General features: G+C 36.8%; 11 protein-coding genes and 1 pseudogene. 2 read left to right on the top strand and 10 right to left on the bottom strand.

Annotation, left to right across the window (positions count from 1 at the left end; all coding sequences use genetic code 11):
• Window positions 1–5: 5 nt before the first annotated feature.
• Window positions 6–476 carry a nucleoid-structuring protein H-NS gene (locus HWE15_RS10830; protein WP_290507552.1) on the bottom strand — a complete coding sequence of 157 codons (471 nt, stop codon included), beginning with the start codon at window positions 474–476 and terminating at the stop codon, window positions 6–8.
• A gap of 450 nt (window positions 477–926) precedes the next feature.
• Entirely contained in the window at window positions 927–1,886 is a 960-nt protein-coding gene (locus tag HWE15_RS10825) for a glycosyltransferase family 4 protein (RefSeq protein ID WP_290507551.1), read from the bottom strand.
• Between the two features lie 548 nt (window positions 1,887–2,434).
• Here HWE15_RS10825 and HWE15_RS10820 point away from each other — a divergent pair.
• Entirely contained in the window at window positions 2,435–3,451 is a 1,017-nt protein-coding gene (locus HWE15_RS10820) for an MBOAT family protein (RefSeq protein ID WP_290507550.1), read from the top strand.
• A gap of 3 nt (window positions 3,452–3,454) precedes the next feature.
• On the top strand, window positions 3,455–4,360 hold the full coding sequence (locus HWE15_RS10815) for a hypothetical protein (protein WP_290507549.1): 906 nt from the start codon (window positions 3,455–3,457) through the stop codon (window positions 4,358–4,360).
• Window positions 4,361–4,929: 569 nt separating this feature from the next.
• Here the strand turns inward: HWE15_RS10815 and asnB (HWE15_RS10810) are convergent.
• The 8 genes and pseudogenes from asnB (HWE15_RS10810) to HWE15_RS10775 all read right to left on the bottom strand — a co-directional run bounded on the left by asnB (HWE15_RS10810) (window position 4,930) and on the right by HWE15_RS10775 (window position 13,704).
• The gene (gene asnB / locus HWE15_RS10810) at window positions 4,930–6,627 is read right to left on the bottom strand and encodes an asparagine synthase (glutamine-hydrolyzing) (RefSeq protein ID WP_290507548.1); all 1,698 of its coding nucleotides are present in this window, start codon (window positions 6,625–6,627) and stop codon (window positions 4,930–4,932) included.
• A complete protein-coding gene (locus HWE15_RS10805) occupies window positions 6,615–7,322 on the bottom strand; it encodes an acylneuraminate cytidylyltransferase family protein (protein WP_290507547.1) in 708 nt (235 codons plus the stop codon). Before HWE15_RS10805 ends, asnB (HWE15_RS10810) begins: the two co-directional genes overlap by 13 nt.
• Entirely contained in the window at window positions 7,323–8,477 is a 1,155-nt protein-coding gene (neuC, locus tag HWE15_RS10800; protein ID WP_290507546.1) for a UDP-N-acetylglucosamine 2-epimerase, read from the bottom strand.
• Entirely contained in the window at window positions 8,477–9,475 is a 999-nt protein-coding gene (locus HWE15_RS10795; RefSeq protein ID WP_290507545.1) for an N-acetylneuraminate synthase family protein, read from the bottom strand. The genes neuC and HWE15_RS10795 overlap by 1 nt, the downstream gene beginning before the upstream one ends.
• A 62-nt stretch (window positions 9,476–9,537) precedes the next feature.
• A pseudogene (locus HWE15_RS10790) lies at window positions 9,538–9,769 on the bottom strand (glycosyltransferase family 2 protein); the annotation flags it as partial.
• 306 nt (window positions 9,770–10,075) lie between these two features.
• Window positions 10,076–10,702, bottom strand: a complete 627-nt coding sequence (locus tag HWE15_RS10785) for a serine O-acetyltransferase (RefSeq protein WP_290507544.1) — start codon at window positions 10,700–10,702, stop codon at window positions 10,076–10,078.
• Window positions 10,703–10,786: 84 nt separating this feature from the next.
• The gene (gene asnB / locus HWE15_RS10780; protein WP_290507543.1) at window positions 10,787–12,649 is read right to left on the bottom strand and encodes an asparagine synthase (glutamine-hydrolyzing); all 1,863 of its coding nucleotides are present in this window, start codon (window positions 12,647–12,649) and stop codon (window positions 10,787–10,789) included.
• Window positions 12,650–12,651: 2 nt separating this feature from the next.
• A complete protein-coding gene (locus HWE15_RS10775; protein ID WP_290507542.1) occupies window positions 12,652–13,704 on the bottom strand; it encodes a glycosyltransferase family 4 protein in 1,053 nt (350 codons plus the stop codon).
• Window positions 13,705–13,706: the final 2 nt, after the last annotated feature.

The raw sequence follows: 13,706 nt of genomic DNA, 5'->3' as shown, positions 1-13,706 counted from the left end.
GGTGATTACTTTCTTCTTAACTCAAGCTCGGAAACTTTTCCATTTGCATCCAAGCGGATATCACTGATGAAATTCAGGTTCTTTTTGGTGTCCTTCAAGTATTCAAGATACTTCCGAATCGTAGTAGGCTCATCGTAATCCTTGATTCCATTTTCTTCGTGAATCACAATCAAAACAGGAGTATCCTGATTGGAGAACATCGCCAAAGTCTGTTCAATAGATTGATTCGCAATAGCAGTGTTTCCTGAAGCAGCTACAGAATTGAAGGCATTTTCAAGTTTTTCGACAGCTACTTCTTCTGCTGTAGGAGCAGGGGGTTGAGGAGCAGGCTTTTCTTCTACACGCTCAATAGGAGCTGGTTCCGGCTCAGGTTGAACAGCTTTCTTTTTTGATTTGCAGGCTCCCATGGCAAGTACAAAAACAGATGCCAAAAACAAAGAGCGACTCAGCGAGGAGGTGATTGATTTTACTTTCATTGTTTAGGGTTGAGTTAATTATTTGAAAGGTTGTTCGATGAATTCATTTGCTTTGAATTTCTCAACAAAGTAAATAAAAAGCATTGATTAAGTGGCAAATGAAAGACCAAAACCCTTAGATAGTTTATCAAAGAATCTTAAAATTTTTATGAGCGGTGGGGGAAATGTGTCTCTGAAAAAAAATCTATTGAAAACAGGAGGAAACGGATAGCCCTATTGGAGATTTTCGTTCCATTACGGAAACAAAAATCAAAAAAGAGGAAAAGTAAAATTTAAGGCAAAAGCACTCTTAAACTAATTATTTCTAATTATTAAGATTTTATTATACGCAAAAAATACCCATTTTTGGGGATGTTTTGGTGCTTTTTTTATTCCGAAATTTACCATGTGTTAAGTTTTAATCAGGCTATGCCTACGAAAATGTCCGGGGTTTCCTCGGGCATTTTCTTATTATGGCTCTTTTACATTGACTTTTGATGAAATCCAATTTCTAAAGAGAAAGTAGGCTATTCCTGTACCTACTAGTAGTAAACTGGAAATTAATGGAGAAGGGTAATTTTTTGTGTTGATAAAAAAAATGAAATTGACCAAAGCCTGAAGTGCAGCGTATCCAATGGAAACAATCACATGACTCTTTTTGTATTCATTGGCAAGAATTTGATACAAATGAGTCCGGTGAGGTTCAGATAACTTTTCGCCTTTTCGGATTCTACGAGCCATGGTCATCACCACGTCTACTCCATAAATTAAAAGGAAAAGGATAATAGACCATTCACCTACTTCCAGGTACCACCGTGTAAGGAAGTAAATAATTAGATATGCCAAGCTGATACTACCAACATCACCGGCAAACATCAGTGCTCTTTTTCGCAGGTTAAAAAGAAGGAACACACATAGAGCAAGAATTTCATATTGAATCAGTTCATTTTGAAAAATAGGCAAGTAGGTATTAACAGCGAGAAGAGACCCAAAAAAGACCAAACCATATAAGCCCGATATCCCATTAATTCCATCCATAAAATTGATAGCATTGATAATGCCTAAAGCGATGAAGTAAAAAATCGGCAAGAAATACCAATCAACTTGACTAAATAGATCCAAGTCATAAAAGGCTAAGGACATGGCAATAAACTGCATTAAAAATCGGACTTTCCTAGAAAGCGACTGGATATCATCCCAGAAACTAACTACTGAAACAATCACCAAACCCAGAATCATTAGTGTATTCTGGAATTCCAAAGCCCCCCACCAAATCAGTGCTGCAATCGGAAAAATAATCCCTCCTCCCCTGACAGTTACTTTGGAATGGGAAGATCTAGAGTTAGGACGATCCACTATTTCAAATCTCAAGGCAAGACGGTAATAGAGCAATCCAATCAATAGAAAAAGGAAAAAGTAGGTGAGTATCATTATAAACTAGTTTTTAAATGCCTTAAATTTAGACAATCAAAATAACTTAAAACTGAATACTTACAGCAAATCAAATTTTTGGTGATATACGAGAATTTTAAACTAGTATTTCTAATTTTGGCCCGTTAAATGATGAATATCGAATGATTTTCAATTCCATAGAGTTTGCTTTTTTTCTAGTTGTAGTTTTTTTTATTTATTGGGTTCCTCTAAAAAAGGATTTAAATCTTCAAAATCTTTTTTTGCTTATTTCAAGCTATTTTTTTTATGGTTGGTGGAATTGGAAGTTTCTCACACTCATTGCTTTTAGTTCTGTAGCAGATTATCTGGTAGGACAGCATTTGGGCAAAAGCCAGAACCAATCTACTCGAAAAGGCCTGCTTCTAATTAGTATACTTATTAACTTAGGATTACTGGGTTTTTTCAAATATTATAATTTTTTCGCACAGAATTTTGTAGATGCCTTTTTGTTTTTTGGTTCCAAAGTTAGCCTATCCAGTCTCCAGATTGTACTACCTGTTGGCATTAGTTTTTACACTTTCCAGACGATGAGTTACACGATTGATGTGTACCGAAAAAAAATTACCCCATGTAAAGATTATATCGCTTTTTTTGCATTTGTTAGTTTTTTTCCTCAGTTGGTAGCAGGGCCTATAGAGCGAGCAGGACACCTTCTACCCCAATTCTTAAAAGCACGATTTTTTGACTATAAAATTGCTGTTTCAGGAATAAGGATAATCCTTTGGGGACTTTTCAAAAAAATGGTAATCGCTGACAATGCTGCTATAATTGTGGATGGTATATTCAGTGATTACAGTATGCAATCTCCTTTGAGCCTCAGTATAGGGATACTATTTTTTGCCTTCCAAATTTATGGGGATTTCAGTGGGTATTCGGACATTGCGATCGGTATTAGTAGGTTGTTTGGATTTGATTTAATGAACAACTTTAGGTTTCCCTATCTATCATCAAATATCAGTGAATTTTGGAAAAGATGGCATATTTCTCTTTCATCTTGGTTTAAAGACTACCTTTACATTCCTCTGGGTGGAAATCGAAAGGGAAAGTGGTTTTCATTGATTAACGTTTTGATAGTCTTTCTTGTAAGTGGGTTTTGGCACGGTGCCAACTGGACATTTATCATTTGGGGGCTAATAAATGGATTACTTTATGTACCCTTATATATTTCAAAGGGGGTAAAAGATGAGGAATACACACAGGTAAGACTTACTAATCTTCCCAAGATATTATTCACCTTTATATTAGTGGGTTTTGGCTGGGTATATTTTAGATCCCCATCTGTGTATGACGCAAATCAATACTTAATCCATCTTTTTGCAGGAAGTGGCTCTGCTATGTATTTTTCTTCATCCTCGAAGCATCTATTAATTTCCCTTATTTGCTTGATTGGAATAACTATCATCTTGACAGTGGAAATTCGGTATTCAAAACTTAAAAAAACCGAGGTGACCTTAAGTAATTTTCAACTAGTACTTTTAAGCCTATTTATTTTATTTATGGCAGCCTTTAAAAATCCAATTAGTTTTATCTATTTCCAGTTCTAGATGATGAAAAAGTTTTTAATTCAATTGAGCAAATACTTTTTGATTATTGCATTGATTGCCAATCTCCTTGCATTGATGTCTAACTTCCTACTCAAAAGATCATCCATATTTAAGGCTAGCTTTTTGGTTAACAACTTTGAACCGGAACAAGCTTTCGATTATTTTATAATTGGATCTAGTAGGGGCCTTACAAGCATAGGATCTGAAGAAATTGACCAAAAGTTAACTACCAAAGGAATCAACCTCTCGCAGGATGACACAGGCCTTCCTAGTCAGCTACTAATGGCAAAACACTTTTTTGAGTCAGGTTTTCAGTCTTCTTATTGTATTTTGGTCTTGGATGAGCCAGACTTCGAGCATTCTTCCATGCAGATTAATGACAACGATTACCGAATGGCCCCTTACCTTCAAAGAGAGTATATTTACGATTACTTTCGAAAGCGAGAAAGGGGAATTATCAGGCCTTACACACTTGGAAAATACGTCCCTGCCGTACTATATGCATACTATAATACAGAACTGTTTATTCCATCTTTGTTCACTTTGTTTCGACCTAACTATCGTCATCGATTTGATAAATATGGAAACTATACCTATCCGGACAACCAACTGAATACTCAAAATGAACTATTAAAACCCATTCAGATACAAAAAAACATTAGCAACCCCTTACTACATACATTCGAAGAATACCTCCGCGCCAAAGGATGTCAACTCATTCTTTATGTAGCCCCATATCAAGGTAGGGAGTTGATCATTCAAAATGAGTTCGACATCCCCTTGATTAACCATTCGAGCATATTGTTAGAAAATTCTGATTTCTATGATCCCATTCATTTAAATAACAAAGGGAAAATAGTGGCCTCATCTTTTCTGGCGGAAGAACTCCAACCTTTTTTTCTAAAGTGATTTATTTAGTCAAGGATTGAACGAGATCCTCTAAAAAATCAATGAATCGAGAAGCAGTATCGGGCATCTGTCCGCTTGTTGAAATTGGAACTTTTGGCACAAATTCATCCTCAAAGCCCTTGCAATTTATTAATGTATATCCCTTAGATTTCCCTACACCTGACCTAGATTGCCTGTAAAATCCATTGTGTTCCGTATTTCGCGCCCAAATCGAAATCTCTTCATGATTATAAGACAGTACACCAAAAGGATTGGAAGCAAGCATGTAATCTAAACCATGATCAATTTCTGTGTTCTACAATGTTATCTACAAGAAGTAATTCAAGTTTATCAACAGAATCCTCCGCTTTAATGTAATGAACATCAATTAAGGATTCCGGATATGCCTTTCTTAACTTACCCAAAAATGATCGGGAAATAATCCCTTGACTAGTACCAGAAACCCTTAAATCCTATTCAATAATTAAAAACTTCATTTTTTAAATTTTTGAAAAATATCTTTAAAGATGAATTCTATTATTTATTAATTAAAATTCTTTGGACTTTTTAACGTCAGGTATTTTACCTATTTATAATAGGAAAAATGAACTGTTAATCCATTGCCAAATAAAAAAACTATTGTCATTCTGACCGTTTTTATAATTCTTCCACTCTTGCTCTAAGACCTTTCTCTCAAACCAAGGATTGGATTTCAGAATATCGATTCTTTCTTCCACATAATTAGCCATTGCACCTCCTATCCATTCCCTCTGAGGAGTCTGCAATGGTCTTTTTGGAGCTAAGGCAATATTTTCTAGAGTTTTCTTTACTAGCTGCCTTGGCAACCACTTCCCTTGATTCGTTCTGATTTTCATTTCCTTTTTCTGGGCAAAAGCCATTTCCACCAATCGATAGTCCAAAAATGGTTCCCTTAATTCTGTACTATGCATCATGCTAACCCTATCATTAAAGCGGAGAGCCCGTGGGATTTTCGTGTAAAATAGATCCCTAAACTGTTTGTTTTGGAGATCATTATCAAATGGTTCTGGATAGCATATTTCCCTTGCCAAAGTGCGTAGTTCGGGTGATAATGCATTTGGCCGGGTCAGTTGATTTTTTATTCCTTGCACCACCGCCTTGGAGTCTGTTTTGTAATAATCATAACCAGCCCAAGCTTCATCCATTCCTTGCCCATCCAATAATACCAAAAATCCTTTCTGTCTTGCTCTTTCAAAAATTTTGGAATAAGCCAAAGTAGGAAAACCTCCATATGGCTCGTCCTGGAAAAATGTTACTTTATCTATAAGATCCGGCACATCTGCAAGAGATAATAAAACAGGATTTAATGGACTATTGGTTTTAGAAATTAAATCCTTTACCCATGGTAATTCATCATAACGATCATCTCCAGTGTAAAATGAAAAAGCCTCAATATTTTCTGTATCACCGGCCTTGATTTTTGAAATCATTGCCAACAAAATAGATGAATCCAATCCTCCACTTACATTGAAACCAACTGGTACATCCGATCGAAATCTTAGGCGAAGGGAATTAAGTAACAATTCTAGATATTCTTCTTGTAAGTTGGTTTCCTCTTCAAAAACCCTCTGACTTTTGACTTCGGATACAAAATCATAGTACCGTCTAATTTGAGGATTTGAATCCCCTAACCTAAATGTAAGACTATGTCCAGGAGACAGTTGATGAATATTTCGAAAAAATGTTTCTTCTGGAAAACCATAACTTCCATGGACAAAATAATCCGCCCACACCTCTTCATTTGGAGCATTTGATACACCTGCAGCTAATAAAGTTTTGATTTCACTGGCGAATAAAAACTGACCATTATCAATGGAGTAATAAAAAGGTTTAACACCAAATCGATCCCGAGCAGCAAAAAATTTTTTCTCCTGTATATCCCATATAGCAAAAGCAAACATCCCATTGAGATGATTAAGCATTTTGTCCTGGTATTTGATATACATAGCCAACAGAACCTCTGTATCAGATTTTGTTCTGAAGGAATAGTCCAAAGATTGCTTTAATTCTAGGTAGTTATAAATCTCACCGTTAAAAATTATGACAAACCTTCCACAATTACTGAGCATAGGCTGGTTTGCTGCCTCGGAAAGATCCAAAATTGAGAGTCTATTGTGACCTAAAAAAACATCTTTATCAGCCCAGGTTCCAAGAGCATCAGGGCCTCTGTGTTTCTGGATGTCTAGCATGCTTGCCAGAACAAGCCTATTTTCAGGATTTCTTCCGACAATACCGGCTATTCCGCACATTCAACTATTTCTTTATAGGTTCTTTCTGCTTTCTCCCAATCTTTAGGGGTATCCAAATTGGCATAATAGGATTTATTAGAAAGAATACCCACCGTTTTACCACCTACTAGCACTTTCTTATCCCGGATCAGGGACACTTTGGAGATATAAATAGACCCATCCCTATGGTAGGCCATTGGCAATTCTTGTCTTCTTGGGATCAAGGTGCTTTCACCTGTAGCAATAGATAAACTACCTTGCTTATCCATCTTAAAAGTCCAGTGTGGGTTGTATTCATGAGGTACATCTAACACGGATATAAGACAATCCGCCCCCGTTTCTATGAATTTTTGGATACACTCATCTATAAAACCTTTGGATCTAAATGGACTAGTAGGCTGTAATAGACATACCGCGTCAAAAGGCTCATTATTCTGTTCAAAAAAATCCAGCGCATGTAAAACTACATCAATGGTGGGAGTTTTATCTTGGGCCAATTCTTTAGGTCGAATAAATGGAACTTCGCCTCCATAATTTCTGGCTACCTCAGCAATTTTCTCACTATCCGTGCTCACTACAGTTTTGCTCAGAAGTTTTGCTACAATGCCATCTTTAATAGAGTAAGCAATTAAAGGTTGGTTCCCCAGCGTTTTGATATTTTTACCAGGAATTCCTTTTGATCCTTCTCTTGCAGGGATCAGTCCTAATATTTTCATTTAAAAGGTGATGGTTTTATGAAAAATCAAGGGGAGTTCAGATAAATACTGGGCAATCTTTTTACCTGCATCCCCATTTCCATAGATTGTAGAAACCTCTGGTCTTGGAGACTCTTCAATTTCTCTCATTGCATGTAAAATTTCTACTCGAGAATAATCAACATCTTTTACGTTATTGCCCCTTTCTCTACTATTCTGACGCGAACCTATATTTATTACTGGGACTCCCATAAAAGCGCATTCTCTTATTCCAACGGAACTATTCCCAATTAATCCTTTGCTGGAATAAAGAAGCTTCAAGAAATCCTGAGGTTCCATATTTTTAAAGAAATGGAAATTTTTTAAATCGTGCGTTTCCCTAAAAGATCTAATTCCAGTACTCGTACCATCCGCACCAGCATCTACATTTGGCCAAAACCAAAATACAGGTTGATTGATACTATACATGGCATGTAAGGTCTCCTCAATATGGAATCGGGAACTCCCAACTTCTGTTGTCACTGGATGCTGCATAACCACCCAATATCCCTTTGAGTAGTCCATCACTTTTCCTACTCCTCCATATTTTTGAATGGGATCAAAATCCAAAGCTGGTTGTTGCTTTATCTCATATGCCAAGTCAATACTTGGGCAACCTGTGTTAAAAACAAATTCCGAGTTTTCACCAAGTTTGATCACTCTTTTATAAGCATCATCAGAGGCTACAAAATGATAATCTGCTAATTTTGTGATCGCATGTCTTACTTTTTCATCAATATTTCCCGTTACCTCACCTCCTTGAATATGAGCCAAGGGAATATTCATGTAACTGGCTGAAATAGCCGTAGCCATAGTTTCAAATCTATCTGCTACAGTGACCACAATATCCGGGTTCAAATTATTGAAAACAGTTGAAAGCTCCAGAATACCTATTCCAGTTGTTTTAGCTGCAGCGGTAAGATTTTCGCCTTCCAAAACGTTAAATACCTTAGCTGTGATCGCGAATCCATCTTTTTCAATATTATTTACCGCATTTCCATAGCGGTCCAATAATGCAGATGCAGCTACAACCAACTGCAATTCCAAATCAGGATGCTCTTTGATGGCTGTCAAGGCTGTCTTTATCCTTGAATAGGAAGGTCGTGCGGTAATTACAACGCAAATTTTTCTTTTCATCAGTAGGAATTAATATCTTCGGAAGTAAGAAAATCCCATTTATCTAAATTTTTATTTAATTTTTTTCCTATTACCATTTGATAATCACTTGCCGGAATACCTCTATCCCCTGGTTTCTTGGATTCTAAATCATCTAATGTTAAAAAATGTCCTTTTTTCAAGAATTTATTAACGGCTAAGGACTTCCCAAACATCACTTTAAGCTCTGAATATCTCTGATTGTCAGATTTTACAATAGGGTTTTTCAATGCATTCTGAATCTGTTTGATACCACTACAAAGAACTTTTGTTTGATCAATTGTAATACTTGCATGGGAATCCGGTCCGAATTGTCTTTTATCAAAAACTACATGGAATTCAAAAATCTCAGATCCTAGAGAAGCCGCTGCTAGACAGGCATAAATATCTCCACTATGATCTGAATAGCCAACGGGAACATGATAACGTTCTTTTAATTCAGCAATCACATTCAATCCCCATTGGTCTGGTTGCGTAGGATAAGCAGTTGTACACTGTAGAATACTTAAGCTATTTCCAAAAGGCTTTAAAAAATCAAATGTCTTGTCAAGTTCCTCGAATGAACTCATTCCGGAACTCATAATTATAGGCTTCCCTGTTTTTGCAATTCTTTCAAGCATCAAGAAATTCCCCAATTCTCCTGAGCCTATTTTATATCTTTTTACTCCTATTTCTTCCAATAAGTCCACTGCAGCATTACTAAAAGGTGAGGATAAAAATTCAAGGTTTTTCTCTTCACAATGGTCTTTAATTCCTTTCCATTGATCTGGAGTAAACTCCATTCTTTTCCAATAGTCAAATCGTGTAGAATCCTGTTTTGAAAATTTCACTCGAAAAGGCTCAAAGCTTGAAGATTCAGCTTCAGCAATATGAGTTTGAAATTTTATAGCGTCAACACCTGTTCCTGCTAATGCATCAATAAAGGCATGTGCATTTCCTAAGCTCCCATCATGAGCTTGAGCTATTTCTGCAATAATCATAAGGATCTAGTGAAATGAATTTTTATAAAAAAAAGAATTCAGAGTTTAAACAAAACATATTTTCAGATACAATAAATGGCTCTAAAAACCATCTTTCCATCCTATCTTCTTACCCTCTTCATAGGTTCTACCGTAATACGAAATACCTACTTCGTAAATTCTAATTCCCTTTATTCTAGAAATTTTAGCAGTCACTTCTAGTTCAAAACCAAATCTCTTTTCCCTAAGAATGAGATTTCTCATTATATCAGATTTAAACAATTTATGACAAGTCTCCATATCCGTTAAATTAAGAAAAGAGGAGGGCGCCAAATAGCAGACTCCGTAAGAACAATGCAGTTATTATCTCCATTGAAACCGAAAGATCGAAGATTCTTTGCAATTTATAAATAGTGTAACGCATCCCCTGAAACATTTACCTCAAGAAAATTTTCTTCATAAAAATTTTTGTTTATAACAAAAAATTTATTGATATTATAAAAACTAAAATGATGTAAGAGCCATACTTCATAATTTTCAAGATTTAAATCGTAATTTAACTTTAATTTAGAAAAAACCTCTTTCTAAAACATATATCCTCTTTTAGGGATGCTAAAATTATTATTGAAATTTCTGATACTTTGGGAATTTCTTAAAAAACTCCTTGGAATTTTTACTGTTCGCTAAAACATCTACTGATAAAGTTCCCTTATTTATAATTACGCTTGCCGGAATACCCCCAATAGTCACATTGCCTTGGAAAGATTTGTTCACAACAGCATTTGCTCCAATTTGAACCCCAGAACCAATCCTGATATCGCCAAAAATTTTAGCCCCTGGTCCAATCCAAACATTATCTCCGATTATGGGTGTATAGTTTTTGTCTTCTTCTCTTTTCTCAGGGTTGCTTGCGCCAATATTGACCCCTTGATGAATATCACACCATCTCCCGATTTTACATTTGCCGTTAACTGTAATATTCCCAAAATGATTGATCCGTAATCCTGCTCCAAAAACACCTTCAGGAATATCAAAACCTAGTTTAACCCCTAGTCTTAGTCTTTTGTATTTAAAAAACAAATATAAAACCTTCAAAAATCCTCGTCTTTTACTATAAAATTCACATTTTCTTAATAAAATTTGGTATTTCCAGACCTCATCACCAAAAAACCATGGCTTCCCTTTTCTCCCCAAAGCAAACTTATCTGCTTCTAAATAAAATTTTAATTCTTCTTTTGAATTTATCATTTATCTGTGTAACACTGAACTAAGAATATGAAACAATAACCATCAATCCGGAGCTTTTGTAATATAGTTTTTCTGAAACTGTTTTCAGGGTACTTTATCGTCTGCTTGAAAGTGGATTTTATACCACCAAGCGGTAAAATAAACTTGGCGAATAATTGGATAAAACCTGACCGGATCCTTCTTAAAACTCTCCACAATCCCCTTAATATCGAGAAAGCAATAGGGTTTCATTGAAAAAAGACCTGACTTTGGCAATTCTTCCAGAATTTCCCGAAGGTAGGGTTGACTCAATATCAATGTTTCCCAGGGAACTGAGAGTCCCACTTTTCGGTGTTTTGTAATGTATTCGGGCAATTGCCTACCAATCGAATTCATCAAAAGATACTTCCCTTTTCCTTTGCTCCCAAAATGAGAGTCTGGTAGACTTCCAGTCCCGACCACTAGATTCGGGTCAAGAAATGGATCTCTGCATTCGATCGAAGCTCCCATGGTGGTACGGTCATTTCGATCATTGAGTGTATAAAGATGAGTATGTTGCTCCAAATAGAGCAATTGGCGATATCTATTTTTGGGATATACTATTTTTGCTTCTTCAAGAACCTTGATTCTATATTCTTCCAATAATTTGGCGGAATTGACACCCAGATTTTGCAAATCGGACGGGTATAATTCATTGGCATTCATTAGAATTTCTGCCTCTCGATTGTTCATTTGAAGGTATCGCTTCATTTTTCTTAGCCGCTCGTTCTTCAGCCATTTTTCAGGAATAAAGCGAATTAGAGATAAAAGCCGATAGCGCATTTCCCTATCATGAATTTTATACCGCACATATCCTCCCAAAATTTCATCAGCTCCTTCCCCACTTAGTAGGACAGATACTTTTTCTTTTGCTCTTTTTGAGATTCCCAGCAAATGCCCATCAGAAAAATGCATGATGGGTTCATCATGGTTTCTGATCGAATCCCGGGTCAGATTGACCAATTCATCTTCCTTGAATTCGAACGAGTTGAAATCTGCATCCAAAGAACCTGAAAGTTGTTGAGCGAGGCGAGACTCATCGTGTCTCGAGTCACTAAATGAAACGTTCCAGGTACTCAAATCTGTAAAACCTTGCTTGTATTGGCTAAAAAGGGTGCTGCTTGAATCCAATCCTCCACTCAAGAGCGTACCTACCTTGACATCGGCAATCATCCTGAGTTGGATGCTTTGATGGAAGGTCTCCTCAAACCATTCCAAAGGATTTTTGATTTTTGGCTGAGCCAAAATTTCTTCACCCAGATGAAACCATCTTCCTTCTTTTGTACTTTTCCCCGAATTTGTGATTTTCATCCAATGACCTGGAAGCAATTTTAGGACATTTTTGAAAACTGAAGCCTTTCCCGAATTAAAGCGGTATAAGAAAAGTTCATCCAAGTTTTCCTCTTTTATTTCTTTGGGAAGGTTGGCAGCAAACAAGGCTTTGGCTTCACTTGCAAAGTAAAATCCATGATCTGACTGAAAATAGAACAGCGGTTTTACCCCAAATCGATCCCTTGCCAAAACCAATTCCTGAGTCCGGTGATCAAAAAAAGCAAATGCAAAGAAACCATTCAACCGAGACAGCACCTTCAGCCCGTACTCCATCAATAAATAGAGTAGCACCTCCGTATCGGAAGAGCTCCGGAATACATAGCCTTTCTGCTTCAGTTCTAAATAGAAGGACTGATAATTGAAAATTTCCCCGTTGAATACCAGGGTGAAATTTTTGCAAGGGGAATGAAAAGGCTGGTTGGCTGATTCACTAAGATCTATGATAGACAATCTTCGGTGGCCTAGTGCCAAAGATCCTTCGATCCAATGCGCTCCTGCGTCCGGTCCGCGATGGTGAAGACTTTCCCGCATTTTATAGATTAAATCAGAAGAAGCCGGCTGATGATTGTAATTCCAAAATCCTACTATTCCACACATGCTCAGTCAGATTTTTTTGCTAAAAGGTCCAAATATCTCTGATAAATTGTTTTCATATTCTTATTAAAATCGACATGAGTTTCAATGTATTCTCTATTTTTTGAAACAGCACTTTCTACCAGCTGAGGGTTTTCAGCTGCAAATCGAATAGCTTCCGCGAGCTTGAATACATCTCCCGTAGGCACCAAAACGCCGTTATCATTTTGAGATAAAAATGCCTGATTGGCAGGCAGGTCAGATACAATGGGAAAACAGCCAACGGCCATGGCTTCAAATAAAGAACTGGATACTCCCTCGGTAGTCGGGAAAGCAACATACAATGCTGAATTGCCAAGAAGATCAGGAAGTTGATCGTTCGGGATTAAACCCTTAAAATTTACTTGATCTTCGATAGCTAAGTCCTTGCAAAGCCGGATCAGATTGGTCTTCTCCGGACCTTCGCCGACTAGAACAGCATTGACCTTCAGGCCACTTTCCTTTAGAATTGCGATGCTTTTCAAAATGGACGCATGAGAATACAGCTCATAAAGCGAGCGTGTCACAATCAAACTCAAAGGAAGAAAATCATTGCGGCTGGAATCGGAAAACCGATAAAGATTTAAGTTGATGCCTTTAGGCAAAACTAGTATCTTGTGAGGTGCTGCTCCTGAATAAAGCATCGCATATGTCATGACGTGACCCCAAGCATGGACCAAATCAACATTTTGATATACTATTCGCTGTATAATTCTTTTGTAAAACCCGGAAAATCCTTCCTCCGGAAATGCATCCGTAATCCCTTGTTGGGCAACGATCCTGACTTTTGCATTAATAAAAAGAGAAAACAGACCATAGCTAGTTGCTCGCTCTGCCAAGACCAAATCATAGCTTTTTCTAAATTTGGTACGGAGAACCTCAAGAAAAAAAAATAAGGCATTGAAAATACGGCTAATTCTGGTATCGGACCTCTTGATTTCCATCGTCTCAAGCCTGGTTCCTGATTCCTTTTCAATTCCTTTTATCCAACTTTTGGCGTCGGCACGATAGGTTTCACCCAAAAACAAAATCTTTACCATGA

The sequence above is a fragment of the Algoriphagus sp. genome, assembly GCF_013373065.1.
In the GTDB taxonomy this organism is placed as follows: domain Bacteria; phylum Bacteroidota; class Bacteroidia; order Cytophagales; family Cyclobacteriaceae; genus Algoriphagus.
The sequence above is the reverse complement of the archived record's forward strand: the minus strand, read 5'-3'. Positions and strand labels throughout refer to the sequence as shown.